The 21,432-nt window shown below is 54.2% G+C and carries 14 protein-coding genes, 2 pseudogenes and 1 other annotated feature; of the genes and pseudogenes, 8 read left to right on the top strand and 8 right to left on the bottom strand.

Annotated features, from left to right (window positions below):
* Positions 1-516 precede the first annotated feature (516 nt).
* Positions 517-1,745 (top strand): IS3 family transposase gene (locus tag ACO06L_RS20925; protein WP_091644139.1). Its coding sequence is split into 2 segments (ribosomal slippage): positions 517-805 and positions 805-1,745, totalling 1,230 coding nucleotides; the frame shifts between segments, so codons are not numbered across the junction.
* Positions 795-911 (top strand) — a sequence feature (AL1L pseudoknot). It overlaps the preceding gene by 117 nt.
* Before the next feature lie 39 nt (positions 1,746-1,784).
* Positions 1,785-2,906, top strand: a pseudogene (locus tag ACO06L_RS20920) (IS3 family transposase); the annotation flags it as partial.
* Positions 2,907-3,178: 272 nt separating this feature from the next.
* Here the strand turns inward: ACO06L_RS20920 and ACO06L_RS20915 are convergent.
* From ACO06L_RS20915 to ACO06L_RS20905, 3 genes are all read right to left on the bottom strand, one after another.
* A complete protein-coding gene (locus tag ACO06L_RS20915) occupies positions 3,179-4,345 on the bottom strand; it encodes a hypothetical protein (RefSeq protein WP_075195742.1) in 1,167 nt (388 codons plus the stop codon).
* A gap of 46 nt (positions 4,346-4,391) precedes the next feature.
* Positions 4,392-5,099: a hypothetical protein gene (locus ACO06L_RS20910; protein WP_075195741.1), complete on the bottom strand. Its 708-nt coding sequence runs from the start codon at positions 5,097-5,099 to the stop codon at positions 4,392-4,394.
* A 95-nt stretch (positions 5,100-5,194) separates the two neighbouring features.
* Positions 5,195-7,045 carry an ATP-binding protein gene (locus ACO06L_RS20905; protein WP_091641626.1) on the bottom strand — a complete coding sequence of 617 codons (1,851 nt, stop codon included), beginning with the start codon at positions 7,043-7,045 and terminating at the stop codon, positions 5,195-5,197.
* A gap of 683 nt (positions 7,046-7,728) precedes the next feature.
* Here ACO06L_RS20905 and ACO06L_RS20900 point away from each other — a divergent pair.
* Positions 7,729-7,911 (top strand): annotated as a pseudogene (locus tag ACO06L_RS20900) (NAD(P)/FAD-dependent oxidoreductase); the annotation flags it as partial.
* Positions 7,912-7,965: 54 nt separating this feature from the next.
* Here ACO06L_RS20900 and ACO06L_RS20895 read toward each other — a convergent pair.
* Positions 7,966-8,892 (bottom strand): universal stress protein, encoded by a 927-nt coding sequence (locus tag ACO06L_RS20895; RefSeq protein WP_202347268.1) that lies wholly within the window; start codon positions 8,890-8,892, stop codon positions 7,966-7,968.
* Between the two features lies 1 nt (position 8,893).
* Positions 8,894-10,381, bottom strand: coding sequence for a SulP family inorganic anion transporter (locus ACO06L_RS20890; RefSeq protein ID WP_421846197.1), 1,488 nt, complete (start codon positions 10,379-10,381; stop codon positions 8,894-8,896).
* Positions 10,382-10,714: 333 nt separating this feature from the next.
* On the opposite strand from ACO06L_RS20890, the gene ACO06L_RS20885 reads away from it, so the two are divergent.
* Positions 10,715-11,995 (top strand): MgtC/SapB family protein, encoded by a 1,281-nt coding sequence (locus tag ACO06L_RS20885; RefSeq protein WP_421846196.1) that lies wholly within the window; start codon positions 10,715-10,717, stop codon positions 11,993-11,995.
* Positions 11,996-11,999: 4 nt separating this feature from the next.
* Here ACO06L_RS20885 and alkB read toward each other — a convergent pair whose 3' ends face one another.
* On the bottom strand, positions 12,000-12,650 hold the full coding sequence (gene alkB / locus ACO06L_RS20880) for a DNA oxidative demethylase AlkB (RefSeq protein ID WP_421846195.1): 651 nt from the start codon (positions 12,648-12,650) through the stop codon (positions 12,000-12,002).
* Between the two features lie 115 nt (positions 12,651-12,765).
* On the opposite strand from alkB, the gene ACO06L_RS20875 reads away from it, so the two are divergent.
* On the top strand, positions 12,766-15,591 hold the full coding sequence (locus tag ACO06L_RS20875) for an HD domain-containing phosphohydrolase (RefSeq protein ID WP_421846194.1): 2,826 nt from the start codon (positions 12,766-12,768) through the stop codon (positions 15,589-15,591).
* A gap of 49 nt (positions 15,592-15,640) precedes the next feature.
* Positions 15,641-16,420 carry a co-chaperone DjlA gene (gene djlA, locus ACO06L_RS20870; RefSeq protein ID WP_064227329.1) on the top strand — a complete coding sequence of 260 codons (780 nt, stop codon included), beginning with the start codon at positions 15,641-15,643 and terminating at the stop codon, positions 16,418-16,420.
* Positions 16,421-16,440: 20 nt separating this feature from the next.
* On the opposite strand, the gene ACO06L_RS20865 is transcribed toward djlA, so the two are convergent.
* Positions 16,441-17,049 (bottom strand): methyltransferase family protein, encoded by a 609-nt coding sequence (locus ACO06L_RS20865; protein ID WP_202347263.1) that lies wholly within the window; start codon positions 17,047-17,049, stop codon positions 16,441-16,443.
* 161 nt (positions 17,050-17,210) lie between these two features.
* On the opposite strand from ACO06L_RS20865, the gene ACO06L_RS20860 reads away from it, so the two are divergent.
* Together ACO06L_RS20860 and ACO06L_RS20855 are read left to right on the top strand one after the other, a co-directional pair.
* The gene (locus tag ACO06L_RS20860) at positions 17,211-18,716 is read left to right on the top strand and encodes an amidase (RefSeq protein WP_421846193.1); all 1,506 of its coding nucleotides are present in this window, start codon (positions 17,211-17,213) and stop codon (positions 18,714-18,716) included.
* Positions 18,717-18,843: 127 nt separating this feature from the next.
* Positions 18,844-20,700 carry a sensor domain-containing phosphodiesterase gene (locus ACO06L_RS20855; RefSeq protein ID WP_421846192.1) on the top strand — a complete coding sequence of 619 codons (1,857 nt, stop codon included), beginning with the start codon at positions 18,844-18,846 and terminating at the stop codon, positions 20,698-20,700.
* Here the strand turns inward: ACO06L_RS20855 and ACO06L_RS20850 are convergent.
* A complete protein-coding gene (locus ACO06L_RS20850) occupies positions 20,685-21,428 on the bottom strand; it encodes a pseudouridine synthase (RefSeq protein WP_421846191.1) in 744 nt (247 codons plus the stop codon). The genes ACO06L_RS20855 and ACO06L_RS20850 overlap by 16 nt on opposite strands.
* Positions 21,429-21,432: the final 4 nt, after the last annotated feature.

The raw sequence follows: 21,432 nt of genomic DNA, 5'->3' as shown, positions 1-21,432 counted from the left end.
GTAAAGGAGGTGCGGACGTTATCTTGGACTACATTGGAGGTAGTCTATGTATTCGTATGAAGACCGTATTCGAGCTGTGGAGCTCTATATCGATTGCGGCAAAAGCGCTGCAACCGTCGTCCGACAGTTGGGTTACCCATCAAAGAAGAACTTACGCCGGTGGTACCGTACCTTTGTCGAAAGAGGAGACTTACCTGCAAGGCCCAGCAGGAAGCCCAAATATTCACTGTCTCAGAAGCGGCTAGCAGTAGATCACTATTTCAAGTACGGCCAGTGTTGTCTCGCCCACACGAGAAGATCGCTAGGCTACCCGTGCACTGCCACACTGATTTCATGGATTGACGAACTACACCCTGGGGCAAGAAAGTCTGTGACTGGCAAGACCACAGGTACTTCACCGTGGTCTGCGAGCCAAAAACAACAGGCTGTCATTCAGCTTTGCTCGCGACAGGACTCTGCTGCTGAGTGAACCGCCCCGGGTTTTGAGGAGGCTCCAGCATCTGAGAGAATGGAGCCATGAACAAATCCAACAAGTTTTCCCCTGAAGTTAAAGAACGTGCGGTGCGGCTAGTGCAGGAGCATCGTGGCGAGTACTCGTCGCTATGGGCTGCTGTGGAGTCGATTGCCCCCAAGATTGGCTGTGTGCCACAGACATTGCTGGAATGGGTCAAGCGTGCCGAGATTGATGTCGGTGAACGTCCCGGTACAACCACCGCCGAAGCGCAACGAATGAAGGATCTGGAGCGCGAGAACAAGGAACTGCGGCGTGCCAATGACATCCTTCGCACGGCCAGCGCTTTTTTCGCCCAGGCGGAGCTCGACCGCAAGCTGAAGTCATAAACACCTACATTGATCAGCACCGGGATACCTACGGGGTCGAGCCGATCTGCAAGGTATTGCAGGTTGCCCCGTCGGCCTACCGGCGTCATGCGGCCCGGCAGCGCAATCCAGAACTACGCAGTGACCGGGCCAAGCGTGACGAGGTTTTAATGCCGCAGATCAAGCGTGTCTGGAACGACAATCTCAAGGTCTATGGCGCCGATAAAGTCTGGAAGCAGATGAACCGGGAAGCCATTCCTGTGGCCCGCTGTACCGTGGAGCGACTCATGGGTCGCCTGGGCTTTCAGGGTGCCCGACGTGGCAAGGCGGTGCGCACCACGGTCCCAGACCGATCGGTGCCGTGCCCGCTAGATCGGGTCAACCGGCAGTTTGTCGCTGACCGCCCAGACCAGCTCTGGGTATCCGACTTTACTTACGTTTCCACCTGGCAGGGCTGGCTGTATGTGGCCTTCGTCGTTGATGTCTTCGCGCGCCGTATCGTGGGTTGGCGCGTAAGTCGCACGATGAACACGGACTTCGTGCTTGATGCTCTGGAACAGGCTCTCTACGCCCGTCAGCCCGACAAGTCAGAGGACTTGATTCATCACTCCGACAGAGGCTCACAGTATGTGTCGATCCGCTACACGGAACGCCTGGCCGAAGCCGGCATCGATCCATCGGTAGGCAGCAAGGGTGACAGTTACGACAACGCCCTCGCTGAGACCATCAATGGCTTGTACAAAGCAGAGTTGATCCACCGGCGCGGCCCCTGGAAATCCATGGAATCCGTTGAGCTGGCAACGCTGGAATGGGTATCCTGGTTCAACCATCAACGGCTGATGGAGCCTTTGGGATATATACCGCCGGGAGAAGCTGAGGCAAACTACTACCGGCAACTTAACATTCAGGCCGCTATGGCAGCGTGACTTAAACCAACGGGCCTCCGCGATACCCGGGGCGGTTCAGAGGTTGCCAATAACATAGGGGTGAGTAGGCAACTGTTGTACAAGTGGAAAGACCAACTACTTGATGACCAGGTCAATCCAATGATGAAGTCCCGCAAGCATTCGCACTCCCATAATAACCGCGTCGCATTGGAGCGAGAGGTGGAGTCGCTTCAGGTGCGAGTCCACCGACTCCAACTCGAACATGACATTCTGACGAAGGCGAATGAACTGTTAAAAAAAGATCAGGGCGTCGACCTACAGTTACTGACGAACCGGGAGAAGACCCTGTTGGTTGACGCCCTGAGAGGAATTTACACGCTATCTGAGCTAACCGAGCAGCTCCAATTACCACGCAGTTCCTACTTCTATCAGAGGGCCCGTATTAATGCCCCTGATAAGTACTGTGACATCCGTCGTTCAGTGGCAGACATCTTCGACCTCAACCGTCGCTGTTATGGCTACCGACGCGTTCATGTCGTCCTCAGAAGACGAGGTACGAGAATCTCAGAAAAAGTCGTTCGGCGGTTGATGGCAGAGGAAGAGCTGGTAGTCCAAGCTAGTAAGCGACGTCGTTACAGTTCCTACAATGGTGAAGTCAGCCCAGCACCAGACAACCTGATCAATCGTGACTTCAAAGCAAAGCTACCAAATCAGAAATGGCTGACTGATATTACGGAGTTCCAGATTCCTTCGGGGAAAATTTATCTGTCTCCCATGATCGATTGTTTTGACGGGTTGGTCGTCAGTTGGACGATCGGTACCAGGCCGGACGCTGATCTTGTGAACACCATGCTGGACGAAGCCATTGAGACGTTGTCTGAGGCCCGGTTTCCACTTGTTCACTCTGACCGGGGTGCACACTACCGGTGGCCAGGATGGCTATCGCGTATTGAGGATGCAAATCTCCTCAGGTCGATGTCGGCGAAGGGCTGTACTCCCGATAACGCCGCATGCGAAGGCTTCTTTGGGCGGATGAAAAATGAGTTCTTCTATCCTCAAGATTGGCATACAGTCACAATTGAGCAATTCATGGAGGAGCTTGACTCGTACCTTCGATGGTACAACGAGAAACGGATTAAAGTTTCACTTGGGGGCCTGAGCCCGCTTGAATACCGGGAAAGCTTGGGTTTGGTGGCATAAAACAGTCCAAGAAAAGGTCCGCACCTCCAAAGCGGTCAAAACTCACCGTTGTTGACAAACATTAGTAATCTCTTTTTAAAGATCCACGCTTTCATTGGAAAGCGGCCCTTTTTCCGCGACGAGATTGGCACCATCCCCTCCAATCGATGCATGCTTAATCGCGGTCCACGGACCTCTTACTACGTCTGTTTCGTTTTTAGGGGATGGTTACACAGGGAGCTGTGGGGGCTGGGGGGGGGTTAGATGCCCCCGGCTACCCGATTAGGCCTGCTTTACCAATCCATGTTAGCAGATTGTTCTTGCAACCTTGTTAAATATTCAACAAAGCTCTCCATGTCTTCAGTGGAAGACATCGCTCTAGCGTAAGTTGAGTCTGACGCGTAATGTAGAATAGTTGGCATACTACTCTGGATATAAATAACTTCAGGGAACATATCAGACTCCCAATAAAATTCCATGAATTCCTTTACGACCTTTATAGCTTCCTCTTCGTTAAATTCAATGCCGCTTTGCATGGAAAACCGAGCACTACCTTTCTGATGAGGCATAAGTAGAGGCACAGCACCCGCTCCAGAGTGAATTTGAAACGCCTCACCATTTTTACCGAAAGCACCATGTGCAATATAGTTTCTTATCTGACGCCTTATGGAGACCAATTGGTCATAGTGTGATTTTGTTTCCTGATCCTGAATATCAAAACACGCTTTAAATTTTGATGCCCATTCATTATCTGCCAAATTGGCAACATCTTCGCCGGTTACTACCTTACCTCGCAAAATAGCTGCATGAATAAACACATGCTCAGTGAAGCTGAAAAATGCATCAATCACCGACATTGCCAGCCATTCAGATTCTCTCTTTAGATCAAAATAGGGCATCTGAACACTCCATGAATTGCTTGAGTGCTGCGTTCGTATTCTTTCATCTTTTCGAGCGTTTGCTTCTTGAACCTTTTTCTCGTATTCATCAAGAAAATATGCGTATCGATCATACAAGCGAAGGCTGTGATTTAGTACATTTAGATCTGAACGCTTTGCCGCTTCGCTTGCTACCCACTCAAAATATGGTCGAGCGGCTTTCACAGCCTTAGTTATTTTCCTTACGATTTCTCGGCAATCTGATTCTTGACTCACCTCATTCGAGGTAAATAGACCCATTCCAGATTTTCTGTGTTCAAGCAAGTAGGCTTTTCCGTTATAATCAATAGGCACCGACCAGGAGATCTTTTCAAACTGACCAAGATTTTTGCACCTAAGGAGATCAACAAACAAAAAATATATTAGATAGTAAGGAGGCAAAGATCTCCCAGCGTCTGTTCGAGAGGCAGTAAATAGAAAGTCCTTTTCAGCCTTCGTTCCGTTTTCTACTGCTGAGGCAATAGGATCGAGAATTTTTTCGACTTTTTGCTGTAGCTTTTCAATATCATCTGGGAAATTCATTGCGACTTCCTGCATGCCTCTTGATGTGGGGAGTCATATCAAAAACTCAAGCAGAGGCGCGCTTTAGAGCGTCCTTCTGACTTGACTTATTATATGAACTGAACACTTCAAAAGCTGCGTCGACTACACCAGAGAAGAAGTCTTCCGCTACATCTATAACCTTTTCAAGGTAAGGTAGTTCGAAGACGATAGTATCGTCGCGCTCAAGACGCAGCCCTTCTGTATTTTCGACAATGTTTGAAAGCTTTTGTGAAGCGCGTGCTTTAGTGATGTCTCCTTCACAGTGGACGACACAGTTTCTCAATGCGCTCAAATCCTTGATTACGGACCATTGCTTGTTCAAATGAGAAAAATCTACGCCACAAACCTTTTCCAGATAGTTCCTATTCCTAATTATTCCTTCACCACTAAGGTCCGATACCTCCAGCTTGCTACTCTTCAGCTTCCCTAGAAGTTCGGCTATGACTCGTAACCTATGTTCAATAAGCGAGTAGACTGAAATTATCGCTGAACTTCTATATTGATTTAGAAAGTCTTGCTCGACCATGCGTTTTTCATCGATTAGAAACTCGACGTATGAGGCGTAATCTTCATCACCCTCGTCATCCTCAAAGTCAAAATCAAACCTCGATTCAATCACCTTGAGGTCAGATTCGAATTTGCCTTCAAGCTCCTCAGCATATTTTCGGAACACCTCGATTTTATTCTTAAAAATAGCTTTATGAATCTCGAAAACGATGCTCTTGTCACCCATAAGTTAAAAACCTTTAACTTCATATAACGCTTTTAATGAGCCGACGTTTGGTGCGCTAGCGGATAACGGTCGGCTTGAGTCACTCTTTAACAAACTTAAAGCAGATGCCTGCTTATTTCCCTTAGCCAGGTTAATACTTCACCGTCAGGATCTGCACTATCAAGGCGCACTTTTGTCATATTGGAAACAGCAGCTCGGTTCAAGCGTTTCTTGGCCTTACTCTCTTTCTTATCTCGCTTCTTCTCATCCAAGTCTTCCCAGTCTACTGTAGACTGCGATGCGTCATGAACTGCCTTTGCAACCATCACTGGGACATCATCGAATGCTTGAAAGTTCTCGGTTAACTGTATTTCAAACTCTTCATTTATAGCTTCAAAATGGATGTAATTCTCCATTTCTCTTTTATTGGTTATGAAAGAACGACAGTTATCGCCGCGCGCATTCACCCTATCTGCTGCGCCCTGATACTTAGCTGGTTCCGGTGGAGGGACATCTCTATCCAACACGTGAACTTCCGGAACCTGAAGTCCTTCGAGTCTATTTGTCCATAACTCTAGAGTTGAGCCCCCCATGGGTATATACACCAATTCCCCTCGTTGTTCTGAGCGTTTTAAATTGACGATACTTGGGTCTTCCTGTGATAAACGCCAAGATATTCCGCTAATGTACTCAATGTCATTGGGCCCCTCTACTCCAACAAAGACTTTGATGTTGTGGTTTGCAAACATACCAAGGCTCGATTTAATCCTAAGTAAAGTTTCATCGTCGTTCTCAGCCAATATTCGCGAGCCGGTTTCATCTTTTTCAATAAACCTTATAGAGTCCCGATCAACTCGTCCGGCGAGGATGGGGTTATGAGTTGTGAAAATCACTTGATGGGTTTCCTCAAGCGCCAACTCCTTCAACGCATCCAGGAGCAAAAGTTGATTGTTTGGATGCTGCGATGTCTCAGGTTCCTCTATTGCAAAAATAACATCCTGGACGTCTCGTTCACTTGCCAACTGTTCAGCTTTAGCTCGGAAGAAATTGATCAAGAAAAGCCGTCTAACCCCACTACCTCGTTTGTTCAATGGTATTTTATCTTCATTGGTGAGTGACACAGAGAAGACTTTGCCCCAGTTGAAGTTTGAGAAATTCGGATTTAACTGGCTTGCTAAGTCAGGGTCCATTTCTCGAATTTTTTCAATGGTTAACCTGGTAACTTCCTCAACTTGGCGTTTTACATGGTCGCCTATAGCGTCAAGCTCGGCCGCCTTTTGCCTGATAGCTTCCTTGATCGCAAATTTAATGGGATCTTGCGCTTCAGCATCTTGGTCAGAACTTGGACGGTCAGATTTAAAAAGCTGAAATAGAGGAAGGGTATTTTGCAGCGGCTTCCAAATCTTTGACTTTACCTCTAATTCGACTAATTGCTTCGCTAGGTTTTCATCAGGTGTACTTAACCAGATTGCGTGCCGAAGAGCTGATTTAATAGTTGCGTTTACGCCCGCTAAATCAACGCCAAGTTCTCTGGCCCTTGCTTTTAGCTGTGTTATGGTCAAAGAAAATAGATCGTTGAAGTACTCAGCTGTTGGGTGGACCGCTCTAATAAAAATTTGTTCGCACTTTGGAGAGGCACTAGAGAATATTTTTTTTATTTCAAGTTTTCCATCAGGGTTTAAAAGATATTCGTTTGCAGGCGATATAAGATTATCTGTATCTATAATTAGCTGCTCCGGGAAATCTTTAAAGACACAGGTAATTTCTATATCATCCGAGTTCGTCAACCCAGCAGACCGATCACCAGGCTCCAGCTTTTCGGAATTAAAGAATGCATCCAATGCTTCAAGTACTGAAGATTTGCCTATGTCATTTTTGGCAACAAGGGCCGTCAAATCGGAGAAAGGTATCGATATTTCGTCCTTGTAACAGCGGAAATTCTTTATTTTTACGATATCCAGCTTCATTCTCTACCCTTATTCTGTTTAGGCTCTTCTCACGCGGATTGTTAACCATATATCAGTTTGAATTCCGACTAAACCGCAGTTACCCATGATCTTAACCTCAAAGTAAATCCGCATAGCTATCAATTACCTACCGAGCCAATCATTTCTGAACCGGCGAGTTCCTTCTGCGGGACAGCGCGCCTAGTCTCTCGGTTTTAACGAGCCTCCGGAGCAACGGATCGATCACTCTGCACTGATGATTGTGGATTTACACAGCAACTACTGGGGTAACTTGGGTACGTGGAAAGCGCTATGTTGGGCAGCGAAAAAGTTCCGCTTTGCGACCAATCCAAACCTTCACGTCAGTTAAAAGTAGGCCCAGATTTGGATCCGAAACTAAAGGTAGTGCAAACAATGACCATTTCCCGAAATCAAACCGTTGAATCGCGTAGACCAGCTAACGATTTCCGATTCGGGTATTACAATGTGTACAAATCCTCCCCCTTTTTGTCCACATAGTTGACGTGCCATCGTGTATGCATATCAATTTTCGGAACTACCTTAACAACGCCTAAAAATCAGCACCTTAACTAGCATATCCACACAGCATGCGGAAACTATATGGCAGTACCCAACGAAATGCACAGATCGGTTTGCTACTAACCTCCATGGGGGAAAATTGACAACATTAGGGATGTGTTCGGAAAACGGCAGAGGTTACCCTGGGGGGTGTGGATACGCGCCAGCTCTCCTCCAAAACAATGGCGGTGCTGGAGAAGCCAAACCTGTATTTCATCGGTGAGGTGGTGGATGTGACCGGCCACCTTGGCGGCCATAATTTCCAGTGGGCATGGGCCTCGGGTGTGGCAGCCGGTAACAGCGCCTGAAACCGGCCACCGCGCGGCGATGGCCTATCTGGCCGAAGTGGCCCAGGAAGTAGCCTAGCGAAGCACCACCAGGGGCTTTTTGGCGGTTTTTAGCATCGTAGTGGTTGTACTGCCCACCAGGAACTGACGGATGCGGGAGTGCCCATAGGCGCCCATCACCAGGATGTCGATGTCCTTCTCTTCCTGATAGGCGTGCAATGCAGGCTCCACATCGCCGGCCCGAATGGCCAGAGTGATCTCGGATTCCAGCCCCGCCAGCATTTTCTCGGCTTTCCGGAGCTGCTCCCAGCGATCGTTGGTATCCGGCCCAACCATCACCAGATGCAGTGGCATGCCTTTCAGGACCGGGCTGCCAGCCAGCAATTCCACGCCCTTGAACGCCGTGGCGCTGCCATCAAAGGCCAGCATGGCGCTGCGGGGCTGGGTGTACTCGTCCGGCACCAGGAGAATCGGGCGATGCATGCTTCGAATTACTGTCTCCAGCTGGCTGCCAATGTGGGTGTCGCGCTCGGAGCTGCTCTCGCCGTGCAGACCCATGACCAGCAGGCGGGTCTGGTTTTCGAGGGCCAGCAGGGACTCGGTCAGGTCACCGTGGCGCTGACGCTGCACCACGTCTGTGATACCGGCCTCGCTGACCCGCTTTTGTGCCTCATCCAGCATATGGTGGCCGTGTTCAAGGGCCAGCTTGGCACGCTTGCGGTCCAGCTCTGCCAGCTCTTCGAGCAGCTGCTCACGACTGCCCAGGCCAATGTTGCCAGCCAGATCCGGCTCCGCCGGATAACGTTCCTCGTCCAGCACGTGCAGCAGCATCATGGGCGTTTCCATGTGCTTGCTGGCCCAGGCGGCATAATCGCAGACCGCCGGCGCCGCCTGGGAGCCATCAATACAGGCAACTACTCGTAACATCTCAACCTCGCCTTCATGATCCTTGTGATTGTTATTCTGACTGCGATCGCTGTTGGATTCCCTGGTCTGCGTCATGTCAGTGCCCCATCAGCTGGTCAACGGCGTCCGGCTTGTCGTGTACGCCAAAGCGGTCAACAATCGTGGCACTCGCTTCATTCAGCCCGATAACCTCAACTTCCGAGCCTTCCCGGCGAAACTTGATCACCGCCTTGTCCAGGGCACCCACTGCGGTGATATCCCAGAAATGCGCGCGACTCAGGTCGATCACCACATTATCGACTGCTTCCTTGAAATCAAAGGATTCCATGAATTTTTCCGAGGAGCTGAAGAACACCTGGCCTACAACCCGGTAAGTGCGAGTATCGGTGGTTTCATCCAGCTCGGAGGTCACCAGCATGTAGTGGCCCACTTTGTTGGCAAAGAACAAAGCCGCCAGCAGAACGCCGGCCAGTACGCCAAAGGCAAGGTTATGGGTGGCAACCACCACAATAACGGTTACCAACATAACGATGTTTGTGGAAAGAGGATGTTCGCGCAGATTGCGAATGGAATCCCAGGAGAACGTACCAATCGACACCATGATCATGACTGCAACCAGGGCCGCCATGGGTATCTGGACCAGCACACTGTCCAACAGCAGCACCATGATCAGCAGGAAGACACCGGCTGTTAGCGTGGATAGCCGGGTCCGGCCGCCGGACTTCACGTTGATAATTGACTGGCCGATCATGGCACAACCGGCCATCCCGCCGATCAGGCCCGAGCCGATGTTGGCAATGCCCTGGCCTTTGCACTCACGGTTGCGGTCACTGGTAGTGTCCGTCAGGTCGTCCACGATGGTCGCCGTCATCATGGACTCCAGCAGCCCCACAATGGCCAGCGGAATCGAGTACGGCAGGATGATCATCAAGGTTTCCAGGTTAAGAGGCACGTCCGGCCACAGGAATACAGGCAGCGTATCCGGCAGATCGCCCATATCGCCAACCGTGCGGATATCCATTCCGGTAACTACGGCAACTACCGTAAGAACGACGATGCACACCAGGGGCGACGGTAAAACTTTGCCAACAACGGGCAGCAAGGGAAACAGGTAGATGATACCCAGACCCGCGGCAGTCATCGCATAAACATGCCAGGTCACATTGGTCAGTTCGGGCAATTGGGCCATGAAGATGAGGATGGCGAGAGCGTTTACAAAACCGGTCACCACCGAGCGTGACACAAAGCGCATCAGACTGCCGAGCTTGAGATAGCCAGCAATCAGTTGCAGCACACCGGTAAGCAGGGTCGCCGCCAGCAGATACTGCAGGCCATGCTCTTTAACAAGGGTTACCATCAGTACCGCCATGGCCGCGGTCGCGGCGGAAATCATCCCGGGACGGCCGCCCACAAAAGCGATAATCACTGCAATACAGAAAGAGGCGTAAAGACCCACTTTGGGATCGACACCGGCAATGATCGAGAAGGCAATGGCCTCCGGGATCAGTGCCAGCGCCACGACGATACCGGCGAGCACATCGCCACGAATGTTCGAAAGCCAGTTGGCTTTTAGGGAATTCACCATAATGTCGGGTTTCCGGATTGCTGTGCAAATAAAAAACTGAGATAAAACCGTCGATTGCACCCAACATGACAGGCGTTGGCTACAGGCATATTTCTCAGGGGATTAACCAGAGGAAGAGGAAACTGAGCGCTAGGGCGGAAGGATCGTCACGGTTTTGGTTTGCTGCACGGTTGATGAAAATCAGGTAACTGCGAATTTCAGGGTCGCGAAGCTTACCAGACCACTTGCAGGAAAGTAAGGTCGTTAGGGGAATCTTCTTAGAGGTGTAACGACCGGTTGCACCTGCTGCTATCATCAGCATATTCAATTATTAACAGGAGCCTACGCCCTGCCATGGATGATGTTGCTTCCCAGTTTCTGGCTGGAAACCAGACCACCCTGAATCTCGCAGTTGCGCTTCTGCTTGGCGCCATCATAGGGCTGGAACGGGGATGGGACGCCCGGGAACAGAAATCCGGTGAACGCATTGCCGGCATACGCACCTTTGCCCTGGTAGGTCTGCTTGGCGGTATCTCGGCGGTATTGGCTCAGGAGATCACCGAATGGGCATTTCCCGTAATGTTGGTCAGCGTGGTGGCCATGGCGATCGTGGCCTACAGCGAGCGGCTTGAGCACATCCGCAATTTCAGCATTACGGGCATAGTCGGCATGGTGCTGACCTTCTGCTTCGGCGCTGTGGCGGTGGCAGTGGATCCTGTCATCGCAACAGCAGCCGCTGTTGTGACCGCAATCATCCTGGACAACAAGGAGGAGATCCACGGCTGGGTCAACAAGCTGAAGGAACATGAACTGGATGCGGCACTCAAGCTGCTGCTGATCTCCGTGGTCATGCTGCCGTTGCTGCCAAATGAAAAGATGGGCCCTGGTGGCGTTCTGAACCCCCGGGAAATCTGGTGGATGGTGGTGATGATCGCCTCCATTTCCTTTGTGGGCTATTTCGCCATACGCGTCGCCGGCACCCGCAAGGGAATCCTGTTTACCAGCCTGTTCGCGGGGCTGAGTTCCTCCACCGCCCTCACCCTGCACTTCGCCCGTCAGGCCTCGAAAAATCCGCAACTTAACGCCCAGTTCGCCACCGGCATTCTGATTGCCTGCGGCACCATGTTTCCCCGTATTCTGGTGTACTGCCTGGTGATCAATCCCGATCTGCTGCCAAGCCTTGTCTGGCCAGTGGTGGTCATGACTGTCCTGCTCTACGGCCCTGCGCTTTTTATCTGGCGAAAAAATGACCGGGAACTCCATGTCAGTCAGCCAACACTTAACCAGAATCCGCTGGATCTGACCTCAGCGCTGGTATTCGGCGTGTTGCTGACCGCGATCCTTCTGCTGGGCGAATTTCTGGGCAACTGGCTGGGTGATGCCGGTATCTATTTTCTCGCGGCCACCTCCGGTATCGCGGACGTGGACGCCATCACCCTCTCCCTGACCCGCATGTCCAATAACAGCCTGGCAATGAGCACGGCCGTGATCGGTATCGTTATCGCTGCCGCCACCAACAATCTGGTGAAGTCGGCTCTGGCGGGGTTTGTCGGCAATCGCCAGACCGGGCTCCTGGTCGGCATCCCCATGGTGCTCTCTCTGGCGGCCGGGCTGTTGGTCGCCTGGCTGCAATAAACCCTTACCTGGCCCGCCGGAATGTCAGATTGTAACGGTACCCGCCCGTCAGTGGGTGCTCTCCGGCCTTCAGGGTCAACACGCCGTGATATCGCTTCCGGGCAGGACCTCCCCAGACCACGACATCACCATGGCAGAGTGGCACCCGGACGGGGCGTTCGCTGCGTTTGAGGCCACCGAACTGAAAGACAATGGGCAAGCCCAGAGAAACCGACACGATGGGCTGGCTGAAATCTTCCTCATCCTTATCCTGATGCAGCCCCATTTTCGCCCCGGGCTGGTAGCGGTTGATCAGGCAGGCATCCGGGTCGAATCCATCAAAACCTGCGGTTTCGGCGGCGCTTCTGGCCAGCTCACGGAAAGCCTCAGGCATGACAGGCCAGGCCCGTCCGGATTCCGGGTCTTCTTCCTGATACCGGTAACCCCGGCTGTCGGTGACCCAGCCCAGCTTCCCGCAACAGCTCATGGCGGCAGACATGGCATGACCGCCAGGGGTCTTCATATGCCTGAAAGGCGCTTCTGACGTGACCGTGCCAATGGCCTCCAGTAGCAGCTCGGCATCGGCGAGCGCAAACTGGCGCAGCACCACTGCGCCATCCATTAGATGCTCAACTGTCTGCTCTGGCGGCTGCTCGCCAAACAGGTCCTGAGTCATAACTACCGATTCCTCCTGAAAAAAACGGAAAAAATGCCGGGCAGCGTCTAGTCTTTCACTAGGCAGGGCCATCACCCTGCTGTCTTACGCCAATCTACACCGGTAAGGATCATCCATGCATGGAAAACGCCAGTCTGCCCAGATTTCGCTGGCCCTCCTGATTGCGTCGGCCATAACGCTCGGCATGCTGGTTCTGACCATTGTGTTGATCGGCCAGAGTTTCCGCGGCATGGAGACGGCGAAGGTATCGGCGGCAGGTAGCACCGCGCGCCAACTGGCTATCAGTGTTGACGACCGGATACAGGCCATCACCGCGCCACCGTCCACCGCCCTTGCGGTGCTCAGCCATGACAGCCTCGCAGGTGCACAGACTCTGGCGCAACGCCTTGACCGGCTTCCGGTACTCGCCGACATACTGACCAGCAGTGACATTGTCAGTGCCGTCTATGCCGGCTACCAGAACGGAGACTTTATTCTACTGCGTAAGGTTCGCAGTTCCGGAACCCTCCAGTTTCCCGATGCGCCCAACGAAACCCGGTTTCTGCTCCAGACGATTACCCACGGAGGTGATGAAACACCGGGCCAATGGCGTTTCTTCAATGCCGACATGCAACTGATTGAACAAAGGCCGGTACCTGAATACAACTACGATCCGCGTACCCGACCCTGGTTCAATGCCGCCAAGACGTCAGATTCAACAGAGCTTTCCGCTCCCTACGCGTTCTTCACCACCCAGGAAACCGGGATCACGCTTTCCCGACGCGCTTCGGAAGAGACCGGCGGGCCGGGAACGATTTTCGGTATTGACGTGACCGTGACCGACCTGAGCATCCAGCTGGCAGAGCTTCGCCAGACACCGAACACCCGGATTGCCATTGTGAACCAGGATCGGGAAGTTCTCGCGGATTCGGGGAACGCCAAAGAGCCCGGGCCTGCGATTTCCGGGGCCCTGGACCGGTTGGGCGACCACATGGAGGGCAGCTCTGTCACCCGATTCAGTGCCGACGGCAAAGACTGGTATGGAATGACCGAGCCCCTCGGCGCCCTGCAACAGGAGGGGCTCAGCATTGCCGTTGCGATTCCGTCGGACGAACTGCTGGCTGACGTCTGGGCGGCCCTTGCCAGGCAAACAGTGATCGCGGGACTCATTGCCCTGCTGCTTCTGGTGATCGGCTGGTTCCTGGGCCGTCGGGTGGGCCGTCCTCTGGAGCACCTGACCGATCAGGTCAGCCGGCTGTCCCGTTTCCGATTTGATACACCGGTCAGATCCAACTCCAACATCCGTGAAGCGCGCCAACTCAGTGTGGCACTGGACGACATGGCGAAAACCATACGCAGCTTCCAGAGCATCGCCACAGTACTGAACCGGGGTCAGGACCTGAATCATCTGCTCCGGGACATTCTTGAGCAGATTATCCACATTGTTGGTCAGGAGCGTGGCGGCATCTACCTGTTCACGCGCCAGAAGAACCAACTCTCATTGGCCGTTAAGCAGAATCTTCAACTGCCGGACACCATCTCGAATGTGCAAGCGGAGTCCGACGATAACGACATCATTCGTTTGCTGCGACAGCATATCTCGGGGCACCCGGTATTTGCCGTTCTGCGCAACCGGCGCAAACAGCTGATCGGAGTCCTGGCGATCGAGATGGAGGTGGGCGACCACACCCAACTGAGTGACGATCTGATTGTCTTCGTGGATGAAATTGCAGGCTCTGCCGCGGTTGCCATCGAAACCCGGGAGCTCATCGAAAGCCAGCAGGCACTGCTCGAGGGCATCATCCGGCTGGTGGCCAATGCCATTGATGCCAAATCACCATATACCGGCGGCCACTGCGAGCGGGTGCCAAAGCTCGCCCAGATGCTGGTTGATGAAGCCATTGCCAGCAATGACCGGGCCTTTGACTCGTTCACCATGACCGAAGAACAGCTCCAGGAATTCCATCTGGCGGCCTGGCTCCACGACTGCGGCAAGATCACCAGCCCGGAGTATGTGGTCGACAAGGCGGTCAAGCTGGAAACCATCCACAACCGCATCCACGAGATCCGCACCCGGTTCGAGGTACTGCACCGGGATGCCGACATCCGGTACCTGAATCGCGTTCTGTCAGGCGAAGAGGAGGCACCCGCCGACCTGGAACGCCAGGCTACCCGGGCCCGCCTGCAGGAGGAATTCCGTTTGATTGCGACGGCCAACCAGGGCGGCGAGTTCATGGCGGAAGAAAGTATCGAGAAGATCCGCAGCATCTGCCAGCAGACCTGGTTACGACATTTCAGTGACCGTCTCGGCCTGTCGCCGGACGAGAGAAATGCCCTGCAGGATAGACCGGAGCCGCCACTGCCGGTCACCGAACAGCTGCTTGCCGACAAACCGGAACATCTGAGGCCCTGGGGCGAACATATCCCTCCGGTCCGCAAAGACGATCCCCGGAATCGCTGGGGCTTCGATATGGAGCTCCCGGAGTACGCCTACAACCGGGGCGAACTCCACAACCTCACGGTGGCCAAAGGTACGCTGACGGATGAGGAGCGCTTCAAGATCAACGAACACATAGTGCAGACAATCTGTATGCTGGACGCCCTGCCCCTGCCCGACCGGCTGGCCAATGTCCCGAAACTGGCGGGCACCCACCACGAGCGCATGGACGGCCACGGCTATCCCTGCGGCCTGACGGCAGCGGAAATGGGCATACCCGAACGCATCATGGCGGTTGCTGATGTGTTCGAGGCACTGACCGCCGTAGACCGCCCTTATAAAGAGGGCAAAACCCTCACCGAATCCCTCACCATCATGGACCGCATGGTTGAAGACGGGCACATCGACCGGGCAGTATTCGAACTATTCATTCGCTCAGGCACCTACAAGCGGTATGCCAACCAGCACCTGCAGCCCGGTCAGATTGACGAGGTCGATGAAAGCCTGTTCATGAAGCCGGACTGAAAAACACGTATATTCTATGGGCTGATTCATTCCTGTTAAGGACTCATTAATGCTGTTTGCAATCATAATTGGCGGCCTGATTGGCTACGCCTTTGGCAAATTCCCGGGCTTTCTGATAGGTGCGGCAATTGGCGCCTTTTTGTTGAACCTTCTCAAGCGCCGCCTGATTGGCAAGCTCCAGAGCATCCAGTCCGGCTTTATTGAGTCGGTCTTTGCGGTAATGGGCGCCCTGTGCAAGGCAGACGGCGTCATTTCCAGGGATGAAATTCAGATGGCCGAAGCCATGTTCGTGCGCTTCCGCCTGAATGAAGACCAGAAAGCCAAGGCCAAAGCCGCCTTCAACCGAGGGAAGGAACCGGAGTTCGACCTGGATGCCGAGCTTAACCGGTTCCTCCAGGCCAGCGGACGCCAACCCGCGTTTCTCCAGATGTTCCTGCAGGTTCAGGTATCGGCCGTGGCTGCGGATGGCAAAGTTCATCCGGCCGAACACGAAATGTTGGTGCGGATAGCCCGTGGGCTGGGACTGCCCGAGAGCCAGGTCGATCAACTGGAAGCCATGCTTCGGGGCGCCCACACCCATCGGGCCGGCGCTGGCCAGCCATCGTCAGCGGATCAGATCAGCGATGCCTACAAGGTTCTCGGTGTGTCGCCGTCTGTCAGCGATGAGGAGCTCAAGAAGACCTATCGCAAGCTGATGAGCGAGAACCACCCGGATAAACTCGCCGGCCGGGGATTACCCGAAAGCATGCGGGAAATGGCGGAAGAGCGTACTCGTGAGATCAGTCATGCCTACGATGTGATCAAGGAAGCGCGAAAAAAATCCGCGTGACCTGGTTTTCTGCAATCGAGTCAGAACCAGCGGGGCACCCGCACCCGATAACGCTCGTAGTCCTCGCCAAACTTATCCGCCAGCGCCTTTTCCTCCTCCCGGGCCTGGCGGGTAATTACCAGCACACCGGCCACCAGGCACACCAGGGAGAACACACTGGGCAGCGCCAGGAAAAAGCCGAGCTGTCCCGCCATCACAGCCAGGAACAATGGGTTCCGGGAGCGTCCAAAAGGGCCACTGGTCAGTAACTTGCGCTGGTCCTTGCGTGGGTCAATACCGGAGCGCCAGTCTTCGTGCATATAAGCCTGCAAATAGTTAACGGTTGTGAAAGATGTGATCAACAGCAGCATGCCGGCCAGCAAAACCGGCCAGGCATAAAGGGGGCCGAACACGCCCAGCCAGGGATCGATATCCGCGAAAATCCGCACCACGCAGACGCCCAGAATGAGCGCGCGGAAGACATTAAAAATATGTCTATGCCACCAGGGCGCACTCCCCCGCTCACCATAATTGATGTGCGAAAAATGCATACGCTGATACAAACCAAGGCTTCGGCCAGCAAACTGCAGACCGATCATCAGAAAGAAGATGCCGAGAAAGTGGCGTACGAGGGGTTCAATAAATTCCATCAGGTTCGCTTACAACGGGTTAAGGCCGATAGCTTATTATCTGAAAACGTCTGTGAAAAGAGCTCGCTCAGGCGGCCGAACGCTCACCCTACCTAAAATGACATGTCATCACGTTTTCAGATGCATTAGAGTTATCGGGTCATTTTAAGGAGAATTCTGTTATGAGCGCCCCGGAAATCCCGCAGTCTTGCCATGTATTCTGCAACGACGCGCTCGGGCGTGATGACGCAACAACACTGTCCGAAAAAATCCGCCGACGGGAACTATCGATAACCGAACTCACCCGCGCCGCCATTGCCCGGGCACAGGCTGCCCAGCCGCTGATCCATGGCGTGGCCTCGGCGAACTACGACCAGGCCATCCAAACTGCCTCAAAGCTCGATGCAGCGACACAGGCGGGCTCCCAGCCGCTGTTCCAGGGCGTGCCGACTTTTATCAAAGACAACACCAACGTGGCAGGACTGGCCACGCGCCAGGGCTCTCTGGCAGTACCTGAAGTACCTGCTTCCGATACCAGTCCATTTGCCCGACAACTGCTTGCCCAGGGTTTCCTGTGCCTTGGTAAAAGCACCCTGCCGGAATTCGGTTTCAACGCCACTACCGAGCCCGCCCATGGGCCGGCTACACGGAACCCCTGGAACCTGGCCTATTCCTCCGGTGCCTCTTCGGGCGGTTCAGCGGCCCTGGTGGCAGCCGGCGTGGTGTCCATCGCCCATGCCAATGACGGCGGCGGCTCCATCCGAATTCCGGCCGCTTGCTGCGGTTTGGTAGGCCTGAAACCCACACGAGGACGGTTGATAGACAACGAAGCAGCCGCTTCCCTGCCCATCAACATTATCAGCGAAGGCGTGGTGACCCGCTCGGTACGAGATACCGCCAACTTTCTCGATCAGGCCGAGGCCTATTACCGGAATCCAAAGCTGCCGCCGGTCGGCAAGATCGAGGGCCCATCTGGGCGCGCCCTGAAAATCGGGCTGGTGCTGGACTCCATCAACGGCCACAAAACCGATGACATCACTCGCCAGACTGTCGAAGAAACCGCTCTCAGACTGGAAAAACTGGGGCACTACATTGAGCCTGTTCCCGTTCCGGTGCACAGCGCTTTCCCCGATGATTTCGCCCTCTACTGGGCACTGCTTGCCTTCGGTATCAGGGCCAACGGCAAGAAACTGCTCCACCCGGATTTCGACAAGCAAAACACCGACGGCCTCACCAACGGCCTGGACAAGATGTTCCGGCGGCAGTTCTGGCGCCTGCCTGCCGCGCTCTGGCGGCTCAAACGCTCATGGCACGACTACGCCCACGCTATGGCCGGCTTCGATGCGGTGCTCACGCCGGTACTTGGCCATACCACATCTACCCTTGGCCATCTCAGTCCCGACGTACCCTTCGAGACCCTGTTCGAGCGGCTGCGCCACTATGTCAGTTTCACCCCACTGGCCAACGCCACTGGCGCACCGGCAATATCGTTACCCATGAGCCACACGCCCGATCAACTGCCAGTGTCCGTTCAGTTCATGGGGCGTCACGGGGGCGAACGCACGCTGTTGGATATCGCCTTCACCCTGGAAGCCGATCATCCCTGGCCCCTGCTTTGCGATTTCAGCAGAAACAGTCTCAGTAGTGGAGAGTCGAAGACCAGGGACTCACTGGCCAATACCGTTTGAAGTTGGACACTTATAAAAACAGATGCCATATTCTTTAGGAAGCTCAGGGATCGCCTGAACTTTCCACCGAACCGAGACCCAGGGCCGTTCGTATTTCAAGTAAAGGGACAACACATTGAGCCCGGCCATGCGTGACAGTGAAGTCCTTGTGACCCATCACAAGGCACTGATGGAGCTGAGCCACAATATCAGCTTTATCGAGATGCCCCGCCCCCGGAAGCTGGCAGCTCTCATGGAGCTGTGCACTCGGCTATTGGGCTTAAAACGTGCGAGTGTCTGGCTGTTCCCCCCGGAACGGGATCGGATTACTTGCGAATGGCTGCACGACAAAGAACAGCCCGACCGCAACAGTTGCGTGTCGCCGAGTGGCGCAGAATTCAATCTGTTTCGCTCGGACCACCCCGAATACTTCCGGGCCATCACGGAAGAACGGGTTATTGCCGTGGACGATGCCCGCAATGATATCCGAACCCGTTCATTCGACGTTGGCTACCTGTCTGTTCAGAACATCTACTCCATGCTGGATGCGCCGATTTTTGACGGCGAACAACTCAGCGGTGTTGTCTGCCTGGAGTCAGATGTCCGCCGGGACTGGTCGGTCCCGGATATCTCACTGGCAGCTGCCATCGCTGACACCATAAGCCTGATGAACACCCATGAGGCGTGGCTGAGATCCAAGCGGGCCCTGGAATACGTCAGCCGTTACGATTCCCTCACTGGCCTCGCCAACATCGATTCCCTTCGTGACCGGCTGGGTCATCTGGTACGCAAGATCAAACAGCGGGGCACGGGCAGCCTGGCGCTGCTCTGGATTGATGTTGACCGCCTGAAAACCATCAATGACGGCCTCGGCCCCCAAGCCGGCGATCAGGTCATTGCCGACATCGGCCAGCGGCTTAAAGAGATACAGTTGGCAGGCAAGGACTTTCTGGCCCGGATTGGAGGGGACGAATTTGCTCTGGTTATCCGAAACTACACCCTGCCCGGCTTCCTTGATGAAGTAACCCGGGAAATCCAGAACCGGATCCGCCAGCCGATCCGGGTATCCGACCAGGACCTGAATGTCAGTGCCAGTATGGGCATCTGCCACTTCCCCGGTGACTGTCATGAACCCGAGGAACTTCTTCGGGGTGCCGAAGCCGCCATGTACCATGCCAAAAGGCAGGGCCGGGACCGTTCTACCCTGTTCGACTCGGAAATCCAGATGACAGCGCGCTCCCGATTTGCGCTGGAAAACGAACTGCGGGAAACCCTCAAAACCAATGGTCTGGATGTCTTCTACCAGCCGATCATGGACCGCACGGCAACACAGCTGGAAAGCACAGAGGCGCTGGTTCGCTGGCAGCACCCTCAGCGCGGCTGGCTATCGCCGATTGAATTTCTCGACGTGGCGCGCAGCGCAGGTCTTATGTACGAGCTCGGAGCCTGTGTACTCAAAAACGTCTGCGCACACTGGCGTAACGCAAGAAACCGCAACATTCCATTACCCACCATCTCCGTTAACCTTTCAGCCGAACAGGTATTGGTCCCCGAGTTACCGGAGCTGGTCAAGGAGATCTGCCGGAACCAGGATATGCCGGTCAGTGCCCTGCAGTTTGAAGTGACGGAAGACTCGATCCAGGGAGATTTCAGTGTGATCGGTCGGGTTCTCGAGCAACTGGTGGAGGCTGGCGCCGAGCTTGCCATTGATGATTTCGGCACCGGGTACTCATCGCTGTCGCGGCTAAAGAGCCTGCCTTTCTCCCGGATCAAGATCGACCGCTCGTTTATCAACAACCTGCCAGACGACGAAAACGATTGCGCCATTACCCTGTCGATCATTGGTCTCGCCAGGGGGCTTGGCTTGTCGGTGGTCGCCGAAGGTGTGGAAAGCGAAGCCCATGAAGCCTGGCTCTTTGAAAAAGGCTGTGACTACCTTCAGGGCTACCGCTATAGCAAACCACTCCCCTACTCAGAGTTGATCGGCCGCTATTTTTCGGGCTGATTCTGCACGTCAAAACCGGGAAATATCGATAACACTTCAAGGAAGTTTTCCTCCGGTGGGGCACTAATCGTAAGTGGCTCACCGGAAGCGGGATGACGAAAAGCCATGCCGGTCGCCGCCAGCATCAAACGCCCCTGGCTGAAACGTTCGGCAAAATAACGGTTGTGTCGACCCCGGCCGTGATTGGCATCGCCAATAATCGGGTGGTTGATATGCTTCATGTGCCTCCGTAACTGATGCTTCCGCCCCGTTTTCGGGCACAATTCGACAACCGCATAGCGACTGGTCGGATATTTCTCGATCTCTACCGGTATCTCGGTGGTCGCCAGCGTGCGGTAATGAGTGAGGGCGTCACGCACCGGCTGCTCCACCCCTTTCATCCGTCGATCCTCTGGCTCTTCCCTCAGGGCATAATCAATCTCTCCCTGCTCCGGCGGCCAGCCACGCACCATGGCCAGGTAGGTTTTTGCTACCTCGCCGGCCATCATCGCCATACCCAGCGTGCGGGCCGTGTCGCTGTCCCTGGCAAACACCAGGATGCCGGACGTGGGTCGGTCCAGACGATGCACCGGGTAGACATGCTGGCCGTCATTGAGCCCCCGGGCATATTGCAGGGCAAATTCGGTTTCATGCCTGTCGATGGGACTTCGATGCACCAGCAGTCCCGCTGGCTTGTGGACGACCAGCAAGTGGTCGTCCCGAAACAGAACAGTCAGAGGGTTACTCATAGTA

The sequence above is a fragment of the Marinobacter sp. genome, from assembly GCF_965229985.1.
Classification (GTDB): domain Bacteria; phylum Pseudomonadota; class Gammaproteobacteria; order Pseudomonadales; family Oleiphilaceae; genus Marinobacter.
The sequence above is the reverse complement of the archived record's forward strand: the minus strand, read 5'-3'. Positions and strand labels throughout refer to the sequence as shown.

Excerpts from the sequence above, each read along its gene's own strand:
- ACO06L_RS20885 (WP_421846196.1), top strand. The coding sequence starts at position 10,715 with ATGGATGATGTTGCTTCCCAGTTTCTGGCTGGAAACCAGACCACCCTG.
- ACO06L_RS20865 (WP_202347263.1), bottom strand. The coding sequence starts at position 17,049 with ATGGAATTTATTGAACCCCTCGTACGCCACTTTCTCGGCATCTTCTTT.
- ACO06L_RS20905 (WP_091641626.1), bottom strand. The coding sequence starts at position 7,045 with ATGAAGCTGGATATCGTAAAAATAAAGAATTTCCGCTGTTACAAGGAC.
- alkB (WP_421846195.1), bottom strand. The coding sequence starts at position 12,650 with ATGACTCAGGACCTGTTTGGCGAGCAGCCGCCAGAGCAGACAGTTGAG.
- djlA (WP_064227329.1), top strand. The coding sequence starts at position 15,641 with ATGCTGTTTGCAATCATAATTGGCGGCCTGATTGGCTACGCCTTTGGC.
- ACO06L_RS20850 (WP_421846191.1), bottom strand. The coding sequence starts at position 21,428 with ATGAGTAACCCTCTGACTGTTCTGTTTCGGGACGACCACTTGCTGGTC.
- ACO06L_RS20910 (WP_075195741.1), bottom strand. The coding sequence starts at position 5,099 with ATGGGTGACAAGAGCATCGTTTTCGAGATTCATAAAGCTATTTTTAAG.
- ACO06L_RS20895 (WP_202347268.1), bottom strand. The coding sequence starts at position 8,892 with ATGACGCAGACCAGGGAATCCAACAGCGATCGCAGTCAGAATAACAAT.
- ACO06L_RS20860 (WP_421846193.1), top strand. The coding sequence starts at position 17,211 with ATGAGCGCCCCGGAAATCCCGCAGTCTTGCCATGTATTCTGCAACGAC.
- ACO06L_RS20875 (WP_421846194.1), top strand. The coding sequence starts at position 12,766 with ATGCATGGAAAACGCCAGTCTGCCCAGATTTCGCTGGCCCTCCTGATT.
- ACO06L_RS20855 (WP_421846192.1), top strand. The coding sequence starts at position 18,844 with ATGCGTGACAGTGAAGTCCTTGTGACCCATCACAAGGCACTGATGGAG.
- ACO06L_RS20890 (WP_421846197.1), bottom strand. The coding sequence starts at position 10,381 with ATGGTGAATTCCCTAAAAGCCAACTGGCTTTCGAACATTCGTGGCGAT.
- ACO06L_RS20915 (WP_075195742.1), bottom strand. The coding sequence starts at position 4,345 with ATGAATTTCCCAGATGATATTGAAAAGCTACAGCAAAAAGTCGAAAAA.